The 20,562-nt window shown below is 70.6% G+C and carries 21 protein-coding genes and 1 pseudogene; 4 read left to right on the plus strand and 18 right to left on the minus strand.

Annotated features, from left to right (window positions below; translation table 11 throughout):
- The first annotated feature begins 63 nt into the window (after positions 1 to 63).
- Positions 64 to 432, plus strand: coding sequence for a hypothetical protein (locus SMD20_RS06850; protein WP_329576414.1), 369 nt, complete (start codon positions 64 to 66; stop codon positions 430 to 432).
- Here the strand turns inward: SMD20_RS06850 and SMD20_RS06855 are convergent.
- From SMD20_RS06855 to SMD20_RS06870, 4 genes are read right to left on the minus strand one after another with little or no spacing between them, the layout of a single operon-like run.
- Entirely contained in the window at positions 429 to 1,448 is a 1,020-nt protein-coding gene (locus SMD20_RS06855; protein ID WP_329576417.1) for a nitrilase-related carbon-nitrogen hydrolase, read from the minus strand. The two genes, SMD20_RS06850 and SMD20_RS06855, sit on opposite strands and share 4 nt — an antisense overlap.
- Entirely contained in the window at positions 1,445 to 1,885 is a 441-nt protein-coding gene (locus tag SMD20_RS06860) for a hypothetical protein (protein ID WP_329576419.1), read from the minus strand. The genes SMD20_RS06855 and SMD20_RS06860 overlap by 4 nt, the downstream gene beginning before the upstream one ends.
- A gap of 3 nt (positions 1,886 to 1,888) precedes the next feature.
- Complete coding sequence (locus tag SMD20_RS06865) at positions 1,889 to 3,283, minus strand: aldehyde dehydrogenase family protein (protein WP_329576421.1); 1,395 nt, start codon at positions 3,281 to 3,283, stop codon at positions 1,889 to 1,891.
- Positions 3,280 to 4,314: a DUF1838 family protein gene (locus SMD20_RS06870; RefSeq protein ID WP_329576424.1), complete on the minus strand. Its 1,035-nt coding sequence runs from the start codon at positions 4,312 to 4,314 to the stop codon at positions 3,280 to 3,282. Before SMD20_RS06870 ends, SMD20_RS06865 begins: the two co-directional genes overlap by 4 nt.
- 20 nt (positions 4,315 to 4,334) lie before the next feature.
- Between SMD20_RS06870 and SMD20_RS06875 the strand changes: the two genes are divergently transcribed.
- Entirely contained in the window at positions 4,335 to 5,228 is an 894-nt protein-coding gene (locus SMD20_RS06875) for an SRPBCC family protein (RefSeq protein ID WP_329576426.1), read from the plus strand.
- The gene (locus SMD20_RS06880) at positions 5,225 to 6,394 is read left to right on the plus strand and encodes a zinc-dependent alcohol dehydrogenase (RefSeq protein WP_329576429.1); all 1,170 of its coding nucleotides are present in this window, start codon (positions 5,225 to 5,227) and stop codon (positions 6,392 to 6,394) included. Before SMD20_RS06875 ends, SMD20_RS06880 begins: the two co-directional genes overlap by 4 nt.
- Positions 6,395 to 6,487: 93 nt before the next feature.
- On the opposite strand, the gene SMD20_RS06885 is transcribed toward SMD20_RS06880, so the two are convergent.
- From SMD20_RS06885 to SMD20_RS06925, 9 genes and pseudogenes are all read right to left on the minus strand, one after another.
- Positions 6,488 to 6,808, minus strand: coding sequence for a transposase (locus tag SMD20_RS06885; RefSeq protein WP_329576431.1), 321 nt, complete (start codon positions 6,806 to 6,808; stop codon positions 6,488 to 6,490).
- Between the two features lie 83 nt (positions 6,809 to 6,891).
- Positions 6,892 to 7,833, minus strand: a complete 942-nt coding sequence (locus SMD20_RS06890; protein WP_329576433.1) for a hypothetical protein — start codon at positions 7,831 to 7,833, stop codon at positions 6,892 to 6,894.
- Positions 7,830 to 8,129: a DUF6313 family protein gene (locus tag SMD20_RS06895; protein ID WP_329576436.1), complete on the minus strand. Its 300-nt coding sequence runs from the start codon at positions 8,127 to 8,129 to the stop codon at positions 7,830 to 7,832. The genes SMD20_RS06890 and SMD20_RS06895 overlap by 4 nt, the downstream gene beginning before the upstream one ends.
- Positions 8,126 to 8,545, minus strand: a complete 420-nt coding sequence (locus SMD20_RS06900; protein WP_329576439.1) for a DUF6313 family protein — start codon at positions 8,543 to 8,545, stop codon at positions 8,126 to 8,128. The genes SMD20_RS06895 and SMD20_RS06900 overlap by 4 nt, the downstream gene beginning before the upstream one ends.
- 54 nt (positions 8,546 to 8,599) lie before the next feature.
- Positions 8,600 to 11,944 carry a WD40 repeat domain-containing protein gene (locus SMD20_RS06905; RefSeq protein WP_329576442.1) on the minus strand — a complete coding sequence of 1,115 codons (3,345 nt, stop codon included), beginning with the start codon at positions 11,942 to 11,944 and terminating at the stop codon, positions 8,600 to 8,602.
- A gap of 571 nt (positions 11,945 to 12,515) precedes the next feature.
- Positions 12,516 to 12,938, minus strand: a pseudogene (locus SMD20_RS06910) (transposase family protein); the annotation flags it as partial.
- Between the two features lie 93 nt (positions 12,939 to 13,031).
- Positions 13,032 to 13,313: a transposase gene (locus tag SMD20_RS06915; RefSeq protein WP_442942448.1), complete on the minus strand. Its 282-nt coding sequence runs from the start codon at positions 13,311 to 13,313 to the stop codon at positions 13,032 to 13,034.
- Between the two features lie 88 nt (positions 13,314 to 13,401).
- Positions 13,402 to 13,524, minus strand: a complete 123-nt coding sequence (locus SMD20_RS06920; protein ID WP_329576445.1) for a hypothetical protein — start codon at positions 13,522 to 13,524, stop codon at positions 13,402 to 13,404.
- A 230-nt stretch (positions 13,525 to 13,754) separates the two neighbouring features.
- Positions 13,755 to 14,273: a DUF6232 family protein gene (locus SMD20_RS06925; RefSeq protein WP_329576448.1), complete on the minus strand. Its 519-nt coding sequence runs from the start codon at positions 14,271 to 14,273 to the stop codon at positions 13,755 to 13,757.
- Between the two features lie 294 nt (positions 14,274 to 14,567).
- On the opposite strand from SMD20_RS06925, the gene SMD20_RS06930 reads away from it, so the two are divergent.
- The gene (locus SMD20_RS06930) at positions 14,568 to 15,950 is read left to right on the plus strand and encodes a S28 family serine protease (protein ID WP_329576450.1); all 1,383 of its coding nucleotides are present in this window, start codon (positions 14,568 to 14,570) and stop codon (positions 15,948 to 15,950) included.
- 12 nt (positions 15,951 to 15,962) lie between these two features.
- Here SMD20_RS06930 and SMD20_RS06935 read toward each other — a convergent pair whose 3' ends face one another.
- Genes SMD20_RS06935 through SMD20_RS06955 form a run of 5 tightly spaced genes read right to left on the minus strand, consistent with a single transcriptional unit; the run spans position 15,963 to position 20,562 of the window.
- Entirely contained in the window at positions 15,963 to 17,192 is a 1,230-nt protein-coding gene (locus SMD20_RS06935) for an ABC transporter substrate-binding protein (RefSeq protein ID WP_329576452.1), read from the minus strand.
- Positions 17,189 to 18,232, minus strand: a complete 1,044-nt coding sequence (locus SMD20_RS06940; RefSeq protein WP_329576454.1) for a branched-chain amino acid ABC transporter permease — start codon at positions 18,230 to 18,232, stop codon at positions 17,189 to 17,191. Before SMD20_RS06940 ends, SMD20_RS06935 begins: the two co-directional genes overlap by 4 nt.
- Positions 18,229 to 19,086, minus strand: coding sequence for a branched-chain amino acid ABC transporter permease (locus SMD20_RS06945; protein ID WP_329576458.1), 858 nt, complete (start codon positions 19,084 to 19,086; stop codon positions 18,229 to 18,231). Before SMD20_RS06945 ends, SMD20_RS06940 begins: the two co-directional genes overlap by 4 nt.
- Positions 19,087 to 19,090: 4 nt before the next feature.
- The gene (locus SMD20_RS06950; RefSeq protein ID WP_329576460.1) at positions 19,091 to 19,804 is read right to left on the minus strand and encodes an ABC transporter ATP-binding protein; all 714 of its coding nucleotides are present in this window, start codon (positions 19,802 to 19,804) and stop codon (positions 19,091 to 19,093) included.
- Positions 19,801 to 20,562, minus strand: coding sequence for an ABC transporter ATP-binding protein (locus SMD20_RS06955; protein WP_329576464.1), 762 nt, complete (start codon positions 20,560 to 20,562; stop codon positions 19,801 to 19,803). The genes SMD20_RS06950 and SMD20_RS06955 overlap by 4 nt, the downstream gene beginning before the upstream one ends.

The following is a 20,562-nucleotide window of genomic DNA, read 5'->3' on the forward strand; positions in this document are numbered from 1 at the left end:
AGGACTTTCCGCCCCCGCGCTGGGTAGTCGTGACGGCCGGACCGAGAGCGAAGGAGCGTTGCCGTGCAGATCCCTCAGCGGCCCGGCATCAGCCAGGTGCACACCGGCATGAAGGTCGTCGACCGCGACGGCAAGGAGGTCGGGACGGTGGAGCTGGTCAAGATGGGCGACCCGCAGGCGGCCACCACCGACGGACAGCGGTCCGGGCGCGGCCCCGGCTTCGTGCCCGTGCTGTCGGACGTCTTCAGGGACGCCGAGCCCGACGTGCCGCCCGTGCTGGCGGCCCGGCTGCTGCGGACCGGCTTCGTGAAGGTGGACGGCCGCGGGCTGTTCGCGCGCGACCTGTACGTCGCGCCCGACCAGGTCGCCAGGATCGAGGACAACGTGGTGCATCTGTCCACCGACGGCGGCTCCCTGGCGAAGGAGAGCTAGGCCGGAGGCTCCTCCGGGCCGAGGAGGCGGGCGATGGTCTCGGACTGGCGGGTACGGAACCAGGCGCGCTCACGGGGGCCAGACTCCAGGCCGCAGGGGCGTTCGACGTCGTGGCGGGCGTACTCGTCGGCCCACAGCGCCGCCTTGACCCGGCTCGGCAGGTTCGCCAGGCCGGGGCGGCGGCGCGCGCGGCGCAGCGCCGCCAAGTCCAGCTCGGCCGCGGCCACCAGCGTCTCGCCCGCCCCCGCCCGTGCGAGGGCCCGGCCCTGGTGGTCGATCAGCTCCGAGCCGCCGTTGACGGAGTCGCCGGGGACGGCGATGCCGGTCAGGCCGCCGGAGTTGGCCGCCACCACGTACGCCAGGTTCTCCACGGCGCGGGCGCGGCGGGCGATCGCCTTCGGCGTCAGGTCCGGCGAGGACGCCTCCGAGGTGGGGTTGCAGAACACCTCGGCCCCGCGCAGGGCGAGCGCGCGGGCCAGCTCCGGCATCTGGACCTCCTCCGAGGCCAGCGCCGCCAGGTTGCCGATCTCGGTGCGGGCCACCGGCAGCACCCCGTCGATGCCGTACACCTCCGTGTAGCGCTCCCACACGTCGTACGGCGTCGGCGTGAACAGCGAGTGCAGCCGCCGGTAGCGCAGCACCACCTCCCCGGCGGGGGAGAGGATCACCGTCGCCTGGAAGTACAGCCCGGGGAAGTGCTCGTCGCGCTCGTAGGCGTTGACGCACAGGAACACCTCGTCGCGGACGGCGATCCCGGCCAGCATGCGGTATTCGGGCCCGCCGGGGTCGAGCGCCGCCCGCTCGCGCCACTCCGGCAGGCTCTCGCGCATCGGGAAGCCGGTCAGCGCGTACTCGGGCAGCACCACCAGCCGCAGCTCCGGCCCGAGCCACGCCTTGGAGCCCGCGACCCGGTCGGAGACATGGGCGACGGCGGCGGCGATCTCGGCGCGCGGGTCGGCGGCCGCGTTGATCGCCCGCGTGCCGAGCTGCAGCGCCAGGGCCAGGTAGGCGGTCACGCGCCGGTCCTCCGCTCGTCGATGAGCGTCCGGCGCACGCACACGCCGTCCTCCAGCCACTGCCACACCCGGCTGCGGGAGCGGCCGTCCTCGCTCAGCACGATCAGCTCGAACAGCCGCAGCGGCCGGCCCTTGTAGCGCCAGGTGAGGTAGATCGTGCTGTCGTCCACCTCGCGGAACTCGCCCTCCAGCCGGTCGGTGTCGATGCGGCACCGGCCGCCGCCCAGGTGGACGGCGGGGAACTCGTGCACCTCGGTGCGGCCGTCGTCCCACGTGTAGCGGTTGGTCTGGTGGTAGGCGGCGTCGCCGACGATGCGGCACGTCATGTGGACGCGGTGCCGGTCGAGCAGGGCGCCGTCGCGGCCGAGGTGGAGGTATTCCCCCTCCCACTCGCCCTCGTGCCGGGCCAGCAGCGGCATCTCCTCGCGCAGTCCCATCGGCTACTCCTCCGTCGGGTGCCACCAGGGGTCGGCGGCGGGGGATCGGTTGACGAGGAAGGCCCGGCGGCGCAGGAACCGGGCGATCGACGCCGGGCCCATGCGCGAGCCGCCGAGCCCGGACAGGCGGAAGGAGTGCTTCTCGCCCTCGTGCACCAGCGCGGTGAGCGCGGCGTCGTTGACGCTGACCGCGCCGACCGGCAGCCGGGCGGCCACCGCCATGGCCTCCTCCTCGGTGGCGGCGAACACGGCGGCCGACAGCCCGTACGCCGAGTCGGCCGCCAGCGCGACCGCCTCGTCCGGCCCGTCCACGGCCATGACCGGCAGCACCGGCCCGAACGTCTCCTCCGTCATCACCAGCATCGAGTGGTCCACGCCGGACAGCACGGTGGGGCGGCACCAGTGGCCGCCGCCGTGCCGCTCGATCGTCCCGCCGGTGTGCGCGACGGCGCCCCGCGCCAGGGCGTCGGCCAGGTGGGCGGCGATCACGCCGGGCTGGTCGGGCGCGATGATCGGCCCGATGGGGCCGCCCTCGCAGGTCAGCCGGGTCCGCTCCGCCTTGGCCGCGAGCAGCGCCAGGAAGGCGTCGTGGACCTCGCGGGCGACGTAGACGCGCTCGATCGACTGGCAGGACTGGCCGGCGTTGGCGGTGCCGCCCCACAGGATCGCCGAGGAGGCCCGGTCGAGGTCCGCCCCGGCCAGGACGATCGCCGGGTCCTTGCCGCCGAGCTCCAGGTGCGCGGGGACGAACGCGCGGGCCGCAGCCTCGGCCACCTGCCGCCCGGTGGGGACGCTGCCGGTGAACACCACGGCGTCCACCAGCCCCACCAGCGCCGCCCCGGTGGCCGGACCGCCCTCGACGACCGCCAGCGGCAGCTCGCCCGGCACCAGCCGGGTCAGCGGCTCGATGAAGCGCGGCGTCACCTCGCTCGGCTTGACCAGCACCGCGCAGCCGGCGGCCAGCGCCGGGGCGGCGTCGAGGAGGCCGAGCAGCAGCGGGAAGTTCCACGGCGTGATCGCCCCGACCAGCTCGTACGGCACCGCGTCCCCGGCCACGTGCACCCCGGGCAGCTCGGCGGCGAACCCGGCGGGCGGGGCGAGCAGCGCGGGCGCCCGCCGCGCCCACCGCTCGAACGCCGCCGCGACGACCTGTCGCTCCAGCGCCGATTCCGTGACCCGCCCGGTGTCGGCCACCAGCGCGGCCAGCAGGTCCTCGTCGCGGGCCAGCGCCGCGGCGAAGCGGGCGAGCACCGGGCCGCGCCCGGCCGGCCCCTCCGCCGCCCATCCGGCGGCCCGCGCCCGCAGCCCGGCCGCGATCGCGGCGAGCCGGTCCGGCGGGACGGGGCGCAGGGGCCGCTCGGCCCGGCCGGTCAGCGGGTCGAGGACCGGCGTGCTCACGGCCGGCCGTGGGCCGCGCACCAGCCGGCCCAGGTCATGGCGCCCTTGTCGAGTTGCTTGGCGTGGAAGGAGGTCCAGGAGTTCTGGCTCGGCCCCGGCTCGTCCGGCGCGGCGGTGTAGAGCGGGTGGTGGGCCTCCACCTCGGCGCGCAGCCACGGCTCGACGTCGGCGTAGGAGCCGAGCGACCAGGCGTGGGCGCGGTAGGTGAGCTGCCCGCGCACCTCGCTCTCGGCCAGGCCCATGAACGGCGCCCACGGGGCCGTGCGCGTCCAGCTCACCTTGACCCGCATCGCGCCGTCCGGGATCTCGCCGGGGACGGTCCGCGCCGCCACCTCGCGCTCGTCCACCTGGAACTCGAACATCTCCTGCGCCGTGTAGACGCCGCCGACCAGGCCGAACGTCTCGCCCAGGGTGGCGCCGTAGTCGGCACGGACGGCGATGTCATTGGTCCAGACGGTCTCGTCGTGCAGCCGGCGCATGGGCGGCCCGGCGAAGGCGGGGGTGATGGGGAACGGGCCGAAGTTGACCGCGTCGTTGTTGATCGGCACGACCGGGTAGGTGCGGCCGTCGAGGGGGTTCGCCCATTCGCGCAGGACGTGCCCGGGGTCGCCGGGGTCGGTGTAGTAGACGATCTCGCGGGAGAGCTGGTGGAGCCGGTCGGTGCCGGGCACCCGGTAAAGGCGGCGAATGTTGTAGCCCTCGATCCCGAACAATTTCCGGCCATGCGGAATATCCGGTTTAAGCGCGTCGCCGGGAATGTTGGCGTAGACGGAGCCGGAAATGCGGAAAACCATGTCTTCCCCATCCGGACGTCCGAAAGTCTGGAGGGCCAGCATTCCGCTCGGGTCGGTCACGGTGCGGTAAACGGGGCCGGGATGCGTCGGATCCATGTCGATCACAATAAAGGTTGAGCGCCCGCCGGACGCAGAGGGTATTTCGTGCCGGAAAACGGGTGTGTCATCCCTTTTGTCAGGGGTACGGGGCGCGAAGGGCACCGAGAGGCGTGCGTCTCCCGGCGCTCGCCCGCACATCCGACACCTGTGAGGACCGCATGATGACCGACCGATTCGGCCGTGCGCTCGGCTGGACCAGCCTCGCGCTCGGCACAGCGCAGCTCGCGGCGCCCCGGGCCGTGACCCGCCTGTGCGGCGTCGACGACGCGCCGGGGGCCAAGACGATCGCCAGGCTCGCGGGGGGACGCGAGCTGCTGCACGCCGCACTGCTGCTCGGCGGCAAGACGCCCGCCCGGTGGACGTGGACCAGGATGGCCGGCGACGCGATGGACCTCGGCCTGCTCGGCACGGCCGCCGCCACCCGCACCGGCCGCCGGCGCCGCCGCGCACTGTGCGCACTCGGCGCGGTCGCCGGCATCGCCGCCCTCGACGCGGCCTGCGCCGGGATGCACGCCCGCAAGGCCCGCAGCCCGCTCCAGGTACGCGCCTCCATCACCATCAACAAGCCGCGCGCCGAGGTCTACCGCTTCTGGCGCGACCTGGAGAACCTGCCGACCTTCATGACCCACCTGGAGTCCGTGCGCACCCTCGGCGGGGGCCGCTCCCGCTGGCGGGCCAAGGGCCCGCTGGTCGACCTGGAATGGGAGGCCGAGATCATCGACGAGCGGACCGGCGACCTCATCGCCTGGCGCTCGGTGCCCGGCAAGGGCGTCCGGAACGCGGGCCTGGTCAGCTTCACCGACGGCCCCGCCGGACGCGGCACCGTCGTGGACGTCTCCCTCGAGTACGGCATGCGCGGCCGCAAGCTCGCCGCCGCCGTCGCCCGCATGTTCGGCGAGCACCCCGAGCAGCAGGTTCGCGACGACCTGCGCCGCTTCAAGCAGGTCATGGAGACCGGCGAGGTCGTCCGTTCCGAGGGCAGTCCCGAGGGCCCCAGCGCCCGGCGCCAGTTCCACCAGCGTCCCGCACAACCGATCGGAGCACGCGCATGAAGGCCAACGTGTGGACCGGCCGCAACAGCGTCGAGGTCCAGAACGTCCCGGACCCGCAGATCCTCAACGCGCGTGACGCGATCGTCCGCGTGTCCTCGACCGCGATCTGCGGCTCCGACCTGCATCTCGTGGACGGCTACATCCCGACCGTGAAGAGGGGCGACATCCTCGGCCACGAGTTCATGGGCGAGGTCGTCGAGGTCGGCCCCGGCGTGCGCAACCTGCACGTCGGGGACCGCGTGGTGGTGCCGTTCCCGATCGCCTGCGGCGCCTGCTTCGCCTGCGAGGCCGAGCTGTACTCGGTGTGCGAGAACTCCAACCCCAACGCGGGCATGGCCGAGAAGCTGATGGGCCACGCGCCCGCCGGGATCTTCGGCTACTCGCACATGCTGGGGGGCTTCCCCGGCGGGCAGGCCGAGTACGTGCGCGTCCCGTTCGCCGACGTCGGCCCCATCAAGATCGAGGACGACCTGCCGGACGAGAAGGTGCTGTTCCTGTCCGACATCTTCCCCACCGGCTTCATGGGCGCGGAGATGTGCGAGATCAAGCCGGGCCAGACGATCGCGATCTGGGGCGCGGGTCCGGTCGGGCAGTTCGCCGCGGCCAGCGCGTTCCTGCTCGGCGCGGACCGGGTCATCGTCATCGACCGCTTCCCGTACCGGCTCAAGCGGGTCCAGCGGACCGGCGCCGAGGTGCTCAACTACGAGGAGGTGAACGTGCTGGACGCGCTGCGCGACATGACCGGCGGGCGCGGCCCCGACGCCTGCATCGACGCCGTCGGCATGGAGGCGCACCACCCGACCCCGGCCATGTACGCCTACGACCGCACCAAGCAGGCCGCCCGGATGGAGACCGAGCGCCCGTACGCGCTGCGCGAGGCCATCATGGCCTGCCGCAACGGCGGCGTGGTGTCGGTGATCGGCGTCTACGGCGGGTTCGTCGACAAGTTCCCGATGGGCACCGTGATGAACCGTTCGCTGACCATCCGGACCGGGCAGTGCCACGTGCAACGCTACATGCGGCCGCTGCTGGACCGGATCCGCGCGGGCGAGATCGACCCGAGCTTCGTCATCTCGCACCGCATGCCGCTCAGCGAGGCGCCGCGCGGCTTCGAGCTGTTCAAGAACAAGTTGGACGACTGCAACAAGGTCGTGCTCACGACTTGATGCACTCCCCGGCTTGAAGTGAAGGCTGGGGATTCCGTCCGTGCCGCGTCTGCGGCACCTCTGCGGCTTCCTGTTTCACCTTGAAACCCTCCGCTAGGCGGCGGGTTTCACGGTCCCTCCGCAGGCGTTCAGCCTCTCCGCCCGCCCGGCGGCGAGGATGTTCTTGGCGGCGTTGACGTCCCGGTCGTGGACAGCCCCGCACGGGCAGGCCCACGACCGGACGTTCAGCGGCATGGAATCAGCGACCGCACCGCACACCGAGCACAGTTTCGAGCCGGGGAACCAGCGGCCGATCTTCACCAGGCTCCGGTCGTGCCGGGTGGCCTTAGACGAGCATCGCCGTGAACTGCGCCCAGCCCGCGTCATGCACGGACTTGGCGAGCCGTTGTTACCGCAGCTGCACGCCGTGATCATACCTTTGGTCTATGGCCGACCATGGGAATATCAGAACAGGTAGACACGGGACACGGCCTGGTTTTGACACCCTTCGACCTCGCTCAGCGTGCGCTGAGCTGAGCTGAGACGATCTCAGCCGTATCCGGCGGAAGGTGGGGCACAAGCCCGTGCCAGGCACGGAGTGTGGCTCGATCTATGGCCGCCTCGATCGAACGGGCCAGCAGATCATCGTCCGGGGGCACTGCCTGCGGGTTCAGCAGGGGGGTGGTCTCCCACCCGTTGTCGGGCGAGAAACCAGGCAGGCGGACGCGCGTGCGCCAAACGGGAGCCCGTGCGGCGACGGGCACGAGCATGCCGGACGGGGTTCCCTCAGTCATGTACCGGATGAGGAAGACACCGGGACCGTCCTCTACCTGAGTTGGGACTGCCATGATCTCCAGAACGTACGAGTCCAGGGGACCGGAGCGGTTCACGTGGAACAGCACTCCGCTGGGCAGGACCAGAACGAAGTCGTGTGTGGCGGCGGCGGCCGCGTGCAGAAGCGGACGAAGCACTGGCAGTGGGATCACGGCCGATGATGATGGCACCTCGTCCACCAGTTCGACGGTCCAGTCGGCGGCCGGGATGTCGGCGAACACAGCTCGGCCGTTGGCATCGACGCAGGCCAGGTAATGCAGATCGGCCCGCCCGGCTGTGAGGGCCAGCCACATTCCGGTGTAACCGCCGGTCACGGCGAGCCGTAGCTCTCCACGACCGCCTGCGCGCGCGACCATCTCGGCCACGACGGTAACCCCGAGATATCGCACCTGGGCAAGGCCCGCGCGGGTGAGCTCATGTCCGTTCAGCTGCCGCAGTGCCTGCGTCAGGTGTTCGCGCATACGAGGAGTGGCCGGCTCGTACGGTGCCTGCATAGCCTGTCGGGCTCGCTCAGCCGCCGACGCGGCCTGCGCTCTGACCTGATGAGCGTCCGCCTCAGGGAAGGCCAGAACAAGATACTCGGCGTAGATGTCTTCCAGGCTCTCGCCGCCCAGCCGCTCGGTCATGACTGCCTCCCCGCACTCTTGTACGCCTCCTCGAGACATATGAAGCACGCCACACCTTGCTGATGCGCATCGTGCAGGAGGGTTGAGGCTCCGGTGACAGCAATCCGCATCGCTTCAGGCGCCGAAGCCCGAGCCGGCACGTCCTTACTGTCGAGCACGCGATGGACAATGTACTCCCAGTGCTTCTGGGCCTGTTGCCAGTCGTTGTCATGCTGTCTGACGAAGGTCACGGCGAAGCCGTCCGGCACACGGAACATTCGGTGCGCAAAGCACAGATCTCGAAGCAGTGGGATCACGCTGAGCCGCCTTCGCGATCCCGTGATCGCTCCCCTTGGCCCAGCAGTTCCTCAATCGATCTGGTCCGCCGTGACGTGATCGCATTGCTGACCATGAACCCAGCGATCGCTCCTACCGCGGCCGGGGCGAGTAACCACCCGGCGACTGATAGAAACCAGGCCAAGACGGGTATCGCGGTGTCGGCGGGTGAGGTGATGGCCAGAGTGACCTCGTACGCCTCGCGCCAGCCGATCAACAGGCCGTTAGCCACGAACAGCGCTCCGAACGCGAGCAGGATCGGCAGCCCGCGCGTCCACGTCCAGTAACGGACGCCGTGATGGGCGCTGAGCGAGAGCCGCCAGCGGCGCAGGCGATGCAGGAGACGCTCGCGAGGAGGCGGAGGGACGCCGAATCCCGAGGGGGCGGACTGAGCCACGATCATAAGGTAGCCACTCGGCATAGCGCGTGCCCAGAGATTGCCGTATCACAGTCAAGGCGAGCAGATTCTCGGGACCGTTGTCTGCTGCGTGTGAGCCTGCCATTCCTCCGGCGTGATCCTGCGCTTTCCGGTCATCGTGCATAGCACATGGTCCAGATCAGTGGGGACGCTGACATTCCAGAGCCAGACGCGACCCTTATCGCCACCGGTCGCCATCTGAGTTCCGTCCGCTGTGAAGGCTAGCGCTGTGAAGCCGCCTTCGATCGGCTGAGCCACAGTGCGCCTGGACTCGACGTCCCACCAACGCATGTTCTTGTATCCGGCCGGTATCCGCGGGGTGAATCCACTGGCGGCCATTAACCTCCGCCCGTCGGGGGAAAAGACGAGGGAGCCAACGACTTCTTGGCCGGCAGGGACAGGCGGGCCGACCAACTGTCCGGTTGGGGCATTCCATAGACGGATGGTCCGATCGGAAGTGGCGGCGGCGACGTGTGTGCCGTCGTGGCTGATCGCCAGGGCCTCGATAACACCCGCGTTCTGCTCCAAGCGGCGTACAAAGCGAGGACCGGTGAGATCCCAGAGATCCACACGTTGGTCCAGGCTCTCACCGTCGAACCGGTAACTCATCGCCAAGGACGCGTTCTCGTTGCCGAATGCCAGGTGCTCGATGGCCAGCGGCACTTCGATGGGCTTCCCAACTCTCTGCCCCGTCGCCGTATCCACCACGGCGACCGCCATCTCGCCGGTCCCGTCTCCTGGGAGCGAGACCACCATGCGACTCCCGTCACGGTTCAGTGCCAGGAGCTCAGCCGTGACGCCGTCGACCCGATCGAACGTGCGCAGCGGCTTATCGGAGGAGAAAGAGTGGAGGGTGATCGGACCGGGATCCACGCTTCCTTCCGCCGTGACCCCTCCCTCACGCTGAGTCGCCCACATCTTTCCGTCGTTGGATATGACACGCACCAGGTCGGTGTCACGACCGCGCGTCCAGCCACCCTCGCTGCGCTGGAACGACCAGCCACTGTCCGTCCACAACATGGCGGCATCGGGTGAGAAGGCCAGGAAGGCGATGTCGTCGTTTCCGGCATTCAGTGGGCCCAGCAGAGGATGGGAGTACGACAGGTCCCACAGCCGGACCTTGCCGTCCTCGCCTCCGGACACCAGCGTGGTGCCGCCGCGATCGATGTCGATCGAGTTCACGGGGCCGTCGTGGCCCGTCAGCGCCATCCCGACCGCCTCCCTGAGCTCGCGGTCCCACAGCCGGATAACTCCCTCCTCATCTCCGACGATCCACAGGCCCAGCCGGGGGTTGAAGCCAAGCGCCGAGACGCGCCCCGTCGGCAGCGTCGCCTTGCGTGTACCCCGCCGAGCGTCCAGGAACATCAGTCCGCCGTCGGCACCCGCCACCGCCACGGTTCTCCCGTCCGCACTGAAGGCTGGACGCACCCTTGCTACGCGGATCGCCCGGCCTCGCCGTACCCGCATGGCGACATCCCACAGCTGCACCGATGCGCCGTCAGCTCCGTAAACCATGGTGGCCAGCGTGCGGCCGTCGGGGCTGAAGACGAGATCATCATAGAGGTCGGTGCTCTGGCCAAGCTTCGGATAGCCGGCATCTATGACACGCTGCTCAGCGATGTCCCAAAAGAGAAGGCGCCTGCTGTAGTCAGAGAACAGCAGTCGTTTGCTGTCAGGCGTGAAGCTGATCGCGGTCGTGCTGCCGTAGTGGCCGAAATAGTGCAGGCGTCCCCGAGTGCGGCCGTCCCAAAGACTGCCTCCACCATGGTTGTGGGTGGCCGCCACGAAGCGGCCGTCGGGGCTGAAGACGACTTTGACGACCGACTGGCCGGAATAGAAGTCGTTGTTGATCGGGCTGGCGGGTCTGCGGCTCGGCACATCCCACCACATCGGCTTTTCGTCGTCACTTCCCGTCACCACCGTCCGCCCGGAGGGTGAGAGCGCCACCGACCTCAGAGGATTTTGGATGTGGCCATCGAGAACGGCACGCGCGGGTGAAGCGAGGACGGACATCATGCTTTGCCTCGCCTCGGCTGTGGGCGCCGCCTTGTGTGCTGCAACCGTGAGCAGCGCGGCCAGTTGTGGGTCGGTGGCAGACACCCGCACACCAGCCTCTGCCAGGCGGCGTGACAACGCGGCCTTCAACTGAGCGGATCCATCATCGCGCCACATGACGAGGCCGAGTACCGCGGAGGGCAGGAGGACCGCTAAGCAGATGGCCAGGATTCCCATGCGTCGCGGGTCGAGCCGATACAGGTGACGACGTGCCATGGCCACAGTAGTGGCCCAGGCAACACGCACACCATCTGCCAGGTGGCCGTCACTGTGCTGGTTGGCCTGCGGCGCTACCACACTCAGCCCGCTCTGGGCCGCCCGCTCAAACTTGGCGGCCATGCCGCCGACACTGCCCAACTGCCCGCTCGCCTCTATGCGGCCAGTCACAGCCTGTCGCTTACGCGGCGTGCGCAGCAGATGCGAGAATGCCCAGCGAGTTCGCACCACTGCGGACACCACGAAAGAGGACCGGGTCGGCGGTCCGAGAATCTCCTCCAGCAGCACCGCGAACGCCGCCCCCAGCGACGCCCCTGAAACCAGCCGCAACCGCGTGTCGTCGATCGATAACCGCCACAGCACGCACGGCATGTCGCTTTTGCCGTCGCTCTGACGTCTCCAAGCCACGGTGAGGGCATCCTGGAACGCCGCATCAGCCTGAAAGTCAAACATCGTGCGCGGGTCGGGGAACAACCCCGAAGGACCGCCGCGTACGATCCCCATGCGCAACGTCCCCAACAGACCCGAGTGGCTGTCGTCGAACAGAACCCTGATCATGCGTTCCCGGCGCAGCCGACGCGGAGACCGGGCCGACAGCAACCCAACCTCGAACGCGACCATCGAGCGAGCCAACCCGCCACCCAGTTCGTCCAGTCGGCCCATGAAGTATGGATGGCGCGCGGCGACCCACGATGGCAGCCGGCTGACGCCATGAACGGGTAGAAGATTGGTGTCACGCCAGCGGTGCACGGCCCCCGCCAGCACACTGTCCACGCTTTCGCCATCCTGCCGCTGCATCTCGCTCAACAGCCACGCCAGGGAGACCACATGCCAGGCACCTACGGCAGCAACACCCCAGCCGTCGACGCTCGTTCCCGGGAGTTTGACGGCATCTGTGTCATCGATCACGTCGAGCGCCCAGCATCCATCGCGCATCCAGGCGCGGAGCAAGTCCGGCCGTGAGTGGAGCGCTTCCGCGCACGCATCCCACCACAGACCATCATCGATCAGCCGGCGAAAACATTCCTCGGCTGTAATGGCGGTCTCCGGCACACCGAGGCCGGTGAACCGCCGCTCCAGATCGAAAAACTCTTCAAGGCTGGGCAAGTCTCATCACACCACTCCACGTCCTGCCCTCTGAAGACGGAGAACCAGATCCTTCTTCACAACCGCACAAGTCAAGAGCAGGATCCTTTGTCATTCCTGTCCTAACATCCAAGCGGATGAACACAAACAAGCGCATTTGGCACATCACCCGCATGCTGCACTCAGCTAGCGCCCGTCGGTCCGGCGCAACGACGACACAGTGCGGCGGCATGGGGCTCGACAGACGTAACTTACACGACAATGTCACGGCGAGTCCCGTACTGAACTCCTCCACCGCAAACAGGGCCAGCACTCGTGCACGATACTTGGGCACCTCGACAGGCCGGACGCTCAGCACGGCAACCATCATGACCAATGCCATAACTCATCGCCATATCTTTGATGAGATCAGCAGTTGCTCAACTTGTGGGGCTCAATGATTGCATTCAGTGCCCGACCTGCGGCTTCCTGATGGTGTCAACTGGCTCCTTCACGCCAGCCGGAGGACTGCGACGGCTCGGCGCGCTCGACGACCTCCCAACGAAAGGGGACCGCAAAACTAACGGCGGATCTGATGGTCAAGGAGCACTTTTCATCCTGAGTAGCGGCCTTCTTCGATGAGCTGCAGGACGAGGATGGCCTGCACGACCGTATGGTGGTGCGGTGTGGGCAGCAGCGCAGGCGGGACAGGACTTTCCAGGTCTTCAAGGTGGCAGCGGAGCGTTCCCCGCAGCGCGCGGATGCGGGCATGTGCGCGGTTGGCCGAGCGCTGAGGGCGTGACAGCGGAGGCCGCAGCCGGTGGCCTTTGAACGGGGTGCGGATGCTGCCGCCCGCGCTTTGATATCCCTTGTCGGCGAAGGTCGTCACTCCTGCGGCGGTGAGCGCGTCGATCAGGCCGGCGGCGCGGGCGGCGGTCAGGTCGTGCGTGGCACCGGGCAACGCAGGTGAGGCCCAGACGATCCGGTCGGCCGGATCGGCCAGGACCTGCACGTTCACGCCGTGGCGCCGGTGTTTGATGCCCCTATGTTCGTCAAGCCCCTTCCGTCGAAGCAGGGGGTGTGAGAGCAGCTTTGATGATCTTGAAGAGGGCTCTCGATAGGTAGCGCTTCAGACAACGGATGTCTCTCGCTTGGAGAGTCCATCCTGCGTGCGGCGGGCGATGTAATCGCGAGTGGGCTCATGACGCCGCATACGGGTGATGACTACCCGGAACAGGGCGGCATTCGCCTGGCGATTGCCGCCACGGTTCAACCGATGGCGTTGACTCTTGCCTGACGAAGCCTCGACAGGGCTGACACCGCACAGGGCGGCGAACGATGCCTCGCTGGCGAGCCGTTCGGGGTTGTCTCCAGCTGCGATGAGCAGAGTGGCAGCGGAGTCCGGGCCCACGCCGAACTGCTGGGGAAGCCCTGGCGCGGTCGTCTTGACGGCAGCGGCGATGGCCCGTCGAGGTAGTGCCGCGCGGGGGGAGGAGGCGTCAGCCCCGCTGGTCCTTCTCCCCCGCGTACGCGACCGCCGCCCAGACCGACAGCAGGACGGCGGCGGCCGCGAACGCCCACCAGCTCCACGACGCGGTGAGCAGATTGATCAGCGCGCTCACGACCGCCGACAGCACCGCGCAGCCGGCGGCCGCCGCCCCATTTCTCCGCGATTTCCGGTGCCTTCTTCCGGGCGCTCTTCCACGTGCCCTTCCGGGCGGTCCCGGGGAAACCGGCTGCGGCGGCTGCGGGGACGACTGATGATTCCCGCCGGCCACGATGTCTCCGGTCCCGTGATGCACCGCTTTTCCGATGCTGTTCGGCCCGTATTGGTGGATCTCGTCGCCGCCGTTCACCGGGTCTCGATGTTTCCGGCGCCGTGGTGGGTCGCTTTCCCGATGCTGCCGGCGCCGTACTGGTTGATGACCTCGTTGCGGCCCACGGCGTGGGTGATGTTGAAGGTCATGGGCGGCAGGTCGAGTTTGCCCACGGCGGCGGTGAGGTCGGCGGAGAGCTGGTCGATCTCGGCCCTGTCGGTGCCCCAGACGGCCTCGCGCTCGACTCCGGCGGTGCCGATGACCAGGCCGTACACCGGCGGCAGCCGGAGCACCGTCACGAGCCGCCAGATCAGCATCGCGAGGACGGCGACGACCGCGAGCGTCCACACGTCGCCCAGCGCCCCCACGAGAACGCCGCCGAAGATCAGGGTGAGCAGGGCGCGGACGACGAATTTCCGCCATGCCGCGCCCTTGTCCGCCACCAATTTCCGCTGTCCGATGTGCGTGATGGTCCGCAGCGCGTAGGTGTCGCTGCCGACCTGCATGACCCCGTCGCGTACCAGCACCTGCACCGGCCCGTATTCAGATCCCATTGTCCCGCCCCTTTCCGAGAGATGAGAAGAAATCTATGTTTCGGTGGCGGCCAATGGGCGGAGTATTGATAACTAGTTGGATTCATTGGATCGACATTCGCATAACTACAAATGCCGAAAAAATGATAAACGCTGAAATGCGGCAATATGTCCGGCGGGTGCCGCGAGCGCGGTCCGGCCCTCGCCGGGGCGAGCCCCGGGGGACAGAACGGGAGAAGTCAACCCTTGCCCTGCGGGAAGATCGCGGGGACACTGCGGTCGGACCCGTGCTCACGTCCGGCTGGAGGCGCCACCGTGCGAAGCCTGCTCCTGACCGTTCTGCTCATCCTGACCGCCGTCACCGCGCCCCTCAGCGCGCCGGCCGCCGCGGCGGAGGAGGAGCAGGACCCGCTGGACCAGCTCAGGGCCATCCCCGGCATGACCGTGGTGTCGGAGACGCAACCGGCCGGCTACCGGTTCTTCGTCCTCAGCTACACCCAGCCGATCGACCACCGCGACCCGCGCAAGGGGACGTTCCAGCAGCGCCTCACCCTGCTCCACCGCGCCGTCGACGTGCCCGTGGTCCTCTACACCGGCGGCTACGGCCTGCCCGTCGCCCCCGCCCCCTCGCGGACCGAGCCCACCAGGATCCTCGACGCCAACCAGGTCTCCGTCGAGCACCGCTTCTTCCGCTCCTCGCGCCCCGTCCCCGCCGACTGGCGCGACCTGAACATCTGGCAGGAGGCCACGGACGAGCACCGCATCGTCCAGGCGCTCAGGACGATCTACCCGAGCCGCTGGATCCAGACCGGCGCCAGCAAGGGCGGCATGACCTCCGTCTACCACCGCCGCTTCTACCCCGGCGACGTGGACGGCGTCGTGGCCTACGTCGCCCCCGACGACCCGGTCAACCAGGTCGACCGCGACTACGACCGCTTCTTCGCCGAGGTCGGCACCGCGCCCTGCCGGCAGGCGCTTGAAACCGTGCAGCGCCAGGCCCTGCTGCGCCGCGACCGGATGGTCCCCCTGCTGGAGGCGGACGCCGCCCGCAACGGCTACACCTTCACCAGGACCCTCGGCAGCGCCGACCGCTCGTACGAGATGACCGTCCTGGACACGGTGTGGGCCTTCTGGCAGTACTCGACGGCCGCGGACTGCGCCTCGGTGCCGCCCGCCACCGCCACCGACGAGCAGCTCTACGCCTGGATCGACAACGTCGCGTTCTTCGGCTTCTACACCGACCAGGGCCTCGAGTACTACTGGCCCTACTACCACCAGGCCGCCACCCAGCTCGGCTGGCCCGACCTCGCCTTCGCCCACCTGCGCGGCCTGACCCGGTACCGCGGCCTCTACCAGCCCAACTCGGTGCTGCCCGCCGAGCTGCGCGCCCGGCACCAGCCCCTGCCCATGCTCGACGTGGACCTCTGGGTGCGCAGCCAGTCGGAGCGGATGATGTTCGTCTACGGCCAGAACGACCCGTGGAGCGCCGAGCGGTTCACCCCGTCCGGGCGTGACTCGTACCTGTACGTCGTGCCGGGCGCCAACCACGGCGCCAACATCGCCTCCCTGCCCGACGCCGAGCAGAGGGAGGCCGTCGCGACGCTGCGGCGCTGGGCGGGCGCGACGTCGTTGCTGCGCTCCCCGGGCACCGCGACGCTGCCGGACGACGACATGCTCGTCCACCGACGTCCAGCCTGATCACGCGCCTGATCACCCGGCGCGGGTGTCGATCACCCGCCCGAACGGCACCCACCGCTCGCCCTCGAAGCGCGAAAGCTGCTCGGCCTCGATCGGGAAGGCGTCACCCGGCCCGGTGGCCAGCGTGATCCCCGGCAGCAGCATGCCGAGCCGGACGTCGTCCAGCCGGTGCGCCGCCGCGCGCAGCGCCTCCCGCGAGGGGCAGCGCATGCTCCGCAGCGTCTTGACGAACGCCTCCGCCGCCGCCCAGCCGAAGACCACCTGCTGGCTGCCGGGGTCGGCCTCGGGGGCGTAGCGCTCCAGCGCCGTCAGATACGTCCGCACGGCCGGGTCGTCGGCCCACTCCGGCGCGGCCGGATCCTTCTGGAACCCGGCGGTGATCACACCCTGCACCTTGTCGTAGCCGACCGGCTTGAGCACGGCGGGGGAGGCGGCCACGCCGTTCAGTATGTGCAGCGGGTTCCAGCCGGTCATGGCGGCGTCGGCGGCCAGCGCCTGCGCGGCGAACTTCGGCGTGCTCACGTCGAGCAGCACGTCCGCCTTCGACGCGGCGAGGTTGGCGAGCTGGCCCTGCACGCCGGGGTCGGTCACCTCGTAGCCGCGCTCGGCCACGATCCGCACCGAAGTGCCGGCGATCGCGCGGCGGAAGCCGTCCAGCAGCTCGTGGCCGAAGTCGTCGTTCTGGTAGAGCACCGCGACGCGGGCGTGCGGCAGCTCCTCGGCGAGGTAGCGGGCGTAGACGCGGGCCTCGGCGACGTAGCTCGGCTGGAAGCCGATCGTCCAGGGCCGGCGCGCGGCCTCGGCGCCCCACGCGGTGGCCCCTGTCGCGACGAACACCTGCGGCACCTTCCACCGGTGCGCGAACTCGCGCACCGCCGCCGTCGAGGGCGTGCCGAGCGTCTGGAACAGCGCGAACACCCGCTCGTGCAGCACCAGCCTGCGGGCCTCCTCGACCGCGCGGGCCGGCTCGTAGGCGTCGTCGCGGACGATGAACTCGACGCGCCGCCCGTCCACGCCGCCGTGCCGGTTGATGTGCGCGAAGTACGCGCCCGCGCCCTGCGCGACCGCGGCGTAGGCGGAGGCGGGCCCGGACAGCGGGTAGATCCCGCCCACCTTGACATGGTCCGCGCCGATGCCGGTGCCGTCCTGGCCCGCGCACTCGCCGGTGAGCACGGCGCCGCCGCCGTCCGTCCGGCACCCCGTCAGCAGCAGGAGCGTCAGGACCAGCAGGACGCGCCTCATGCCCGCCTCCCCGCCGGGAGACGGGCGGCCACGGCGGCGGCGGCCCGGCGCAGCAGCCCCGCCAGGCCGGTCGGGGCCACGTAGATCACCACGACGATGAGCAGCCCGGACACCAGGCCCGGGGCGGCCGGGTTCAGCTCGCGGGCCGCGGCCGGCACCGCCGTCACCACCAGCGCGCCGAGCAGCGGCCCGGCCGGCGTCGCCAGGCCGCCGATCACCGCCCCGGCCAGCAGGGTGATGGACAGGCTCAGCGTGAAGGTGTCCGGCGCGACGAACCCGGTCGTCCACGTGTAGAGGGCGCCCGCCGCGCCCGCGTACATCGCGCTCCAGGCGAACGCCCGCGTCAGGTGGGACCCGGCGCGCATGCCGAGCACCTCGGCCGCCGCCGGATGCTGCCGGATCGCGGTGAGCGCCCGCCCGCCGCGCGAGCGCGTCAGGTTGCGGATCCCGGCCACGGCCACCGCCGCCGTCGCCAGCACCAGGAAGTAGATCCACTGGTCGTCGTCGAGCCCGGCCCCGCGCGGCGTGGCCACCGGCATCCCCATCGCGCCGCCGGTGACCTCGGGGAACCGCTTGAGCAGCGGCGGCAGCACCACCGCGACGGAGAAGGTCACCACGGCCAGGTACAGGCCGCGCAGCCGCAGCGCGGGCAGCCCGGCCGCCCAGCCCAGCCCGTACGTGACCAGCGCGGCGGCGGGCAGCGTCACCGGGTACGGCAGCCCCAGCCGCCCGATCATGACCGCCGCCACGTACGCCCCGACGCCGAAGAAGGCCCCGTGCCCCAGCGAGATCTGCCCGCTGTGTCCCACCACGAGGTCCAGTCCGAGCAGCGCCACGGCGTACACCAGCACCAGCGTCACCTGGAACAGCCGGTACGGCGGCAGCACGAACGGCAGCCCCACGGCCGCCACCCCAGTAACCACGATGGCAACGGCGAGCGCGGCCCGCCGCCACGGCCACGTCGGCCGCCGGTCGCCGGCCGCCAGCCCCACCGCCGGCCGCCGGTGCCCGGTGAGCGCGGCCCCCTGGACGCCGGTCATGCCCGCTCCACCGGAGCCGAGCCGAACAGGCCCTGCGGGCGCAGCAGCAGCACCGCGACCACGATCACCAGCGGCACCGCGATCTTCAGATCCGCCCCGACGAACCCGAGGTACGTGCCCGCCAGCGTCTCGGCGACCCCGACGGCCAGCCCGCCCGCCACCGCGCCGAGCGCGCTGTCGAACCCGCCCAGCGTCGCGGCGGCGAAGGCGTAGACCAGCACCCCGGTCATCATCGAGGGCTCCAGGAAGAGCGTCGGGGCGAGCAGCACCCCCGACAGCGCGCCGACCGCCGCCGCCGCGCCCCAGCCCAGCGCCAGCACCCGCCCCACGCGCACGCCCGCCAGCCGCGCCGAGCGGGCGTCCGCCGCGACGGCCCGCATCACCAGGCCGAGCCCGGTACGCCGCACCACCAGCGCGAGCGCCCCCAGCACCGTCCCGGCCACGCCCGCCGCCGCCAGCGCGGCGAGCCCCGGCGGGCTGTCGGGGAACGGGCTCGGGAAGGCCCGCAGCGCCGCCGTCCACACCAGTGTGGCCAGCGCGTTCACCAGCACGTACAGGCCGATCGTGGTCACCACCAGCGTCACCTCGCCCGCGCCGCTCTCCAGCCTGCGGATGACCAGCCGCTCGGTCACCACGCCCGCGGCGAAAGCGAGCGCCACCGTCACCGGCAGCGCCACCCAGTACGGCATGCCGGACACGACGAGCTGCCAGGCCACGTAGGCGGCGAGCATGGCCAGCTCGCCCTGCGCGAAGTTGACGATCCCGGTGAAGCGGTAGGTGAGCACCAGGGCCAGCGCGAGGGCCGCGTACCCCGCGCCCGCGCCCAGCCCTTCCAGGAGTTGCTGACCGAACACCGGATCACCACCTCCCTCGGACGCGCCTGGCGGTGATCCGGCCCGCCTCCATGAGGAAGGACCGGTGCGCCACCTCCAGCGCCGCCGGCACGTTGTGCTCGACGATGACCATCGTGGTCCCCTCGTCCCTGTTGATCGCGTGGATGGTGCGGAAGAGCAGGCCCGCCGTACGGGGGGCCAGGCCGCGCATCGGCTCGTCCATGAGCAGCAGCCGGGGGCGGGCCATCAGCGCGCGGGCGATGGCGAGCAGGCGCTGCTCGCCGCCGCTCAGCGTGCCCGCGGGCTGGCTGAGCTGCGCCCGGAGCACCGGGAACCAGCCGAACAGCCGGTCCAGGTCCTCGCCGGCGCCGCGCCGCGGCCACGGGCGGGCCCGCGCGCCCACCCGCAGGTTCTCCTCGACGGTCAGCGGGCCGAACGTGCCGCCCTCCTGGGTGACGTGCGCGACCCCGAGCCTGGCGATCTCGTCGGGGGCGCGGCCGAGCAGCCGCGTCCCGCCGAGGGTGGCCGTGCCGCGCGCCCGTACCAGGCCGGACAGGGCGCGCAGCAGCGTCGTGCGGCCCGCGCCGTTCGGGCCGAGCAGCACCGCGATCTCGCCCTCCGGCACGGTCAGGTCGACGCCGTGCAGCACACGGGCCGCCCCGTACTCGGCCCGCAGCCCCCGCACCTCCAGCCCGGCCCCGCCCGCCACTGCTCCGCCTACCACGGGCGGGCCCGTCATGGCGTGACTCCCAGGCAGGCCGCCACCACGGCGGGGTCCCGGCGGACGACCTCCGCCGGGCCGTCGGCGATCTTGTGTCCCCGTTCCAGGCAGACGATCCTGCGGCACAACGACAGCACGAAGTCCAGGTGGTGCTCCACGACGACGATCGTCAGCCGCAGCTCCGCGTGCAGCCGCCGGATCAGCCTGGCGAACGCCGGCACCTCGGCCGGGGCGAGCCCGCCCGCCGGCTCGTCGAGCAGCAGCAGCCGCGGCCCCGACGCCAGCGCCCGCGCGATCTCGACGAGCTTGGTCGTCCCGTACGGCAGCGCCTCGGGCGGATGGTCGGCGTACTCGCCCAGCCCGAACCGGGCCAGCAGCGCGTCGGCCGTCTCCCGCAGCCGCCGCTCCTCGGCCGCCGCCAGCCCGAGCGCCGCCCCCCAGAACCCGGCCCGGCCGTGCCGGTGCGCGCCCGCCATGACGTTCTCCCGCACCGACAGGCCGGGGAACAGCGCGGTGTTCTGGAAGGTGCGGGCCACCCCGCGCCCCGCCACCCGGTGCGCGGGCAGCCGGGCCAGGTCCTCGCCCGCCAGCAGCACGCGGCCCTCCTGCGGCGCGCACCGCCGGGTCAGGCAGTCGAACAAAGTGCTCTTGCCCGCCCCGTTGGGCCCGATGAGGCCGACGAGCTCGCCCTCACCGACGGCGAGGTCCACGCCCGAGAGCGCGGTGACCCCGCCGAAGCGCATGGTGAGCCCGGAGACCTCCAGCAACGCGGCCAT

It is taken from the genome of Nonomuraea sp. LP-02 (assembly GCF_036289125.1).
In the GTDB taxonomy this organism is placed as follows: Bacteria; Actinomycetota; Actinomycetes; order Streptosporangiales; family Streptosporangiaceae; genus Nonomuraea; species Nonomuraea bangladeshensis.

Bases quoted from the DNA above. Each gene is read 5' to 3' on its own strand.
- SMD20_RS06925 (WP_329576448.1), bottom strand. From the start codon at position 14,273: ATGGGATCTGAATACGGGCCGGTGCAGGTGCTGGTACGCGACGGGGTC.
- SMD20_RS06880 (WP_329576429.1), top strand. From the start codon at position 5,225: ATGAAGGCCAACGTGTGGACCGGCCGCAACAGCGTCGAGGTCCAGAAC.
- SMD20_RS06890 (WP_329576433.1), bottom strand. From the start codon at position 7,833: ATGACCGAGCGGCTGGGCGGCGAGAGCCTGGAAGACATCTACGCCGAG.
- SMD20_RS06885 (WP_329576431.1), bottom strand. From the start codon at position 6,808: ATGATCACGGCGTGCAGCTGCGGTAACAACGGCTCGCCAAGTCCGTGC.
- SMD20_RS06935 (WP_329576452.1), bottom strand. From the start codon at position 17,192: ATGAGGCGCGTCCTGCTGGTCCTGACGCTCCTGCTGCTGACGGGGTGC.
- SMD20_RS06950 (WP_329576460.1), bottom strand. From the start codon at position 19,804: ATGACGGGCCCGCCCGTGGTAGGCGGAGCAGTGGCGGGCGGGGCCGGG.
- SMD20_RS06955 (WP_329576464.1), bottom strand. From the start codon at position 20,562: ATGGCCGCGTTGCTGGAGGTCTCCGGGCTCACCATGCGCTTCGGCGGG.
- SMD20_RS06860 (WP_329576419.1), bottom strand. From the start codon at position 1,885: ATGGGACTGCGCGAGGAGATGCCGCTGCTGGCCCGGCACGAGGGCGAG.
- SMD20_RS06875 (WP_329576426.1), top strand. From the start codon at position 4,335: ATGATGACCGACCGATTCGGCCGTGCGCTCGGCTGGACCAGCCTCGCG.
- SMD20_RS06870 (WP_329576424.1), bottom strand. From the start codon at position 4,314: ATGTGCGGGCGAGCGCCGGGAGACGCACGCCTCTCGGTGCCCTTCGCG.
- SMD20_RS06940 (WP_329576454.1), bottom strand. From the start codon at position 18,232: ATGACCGGCGTCCAGGGGGCCGCGCTCACCGGGCACCGGCGGCCGGCG.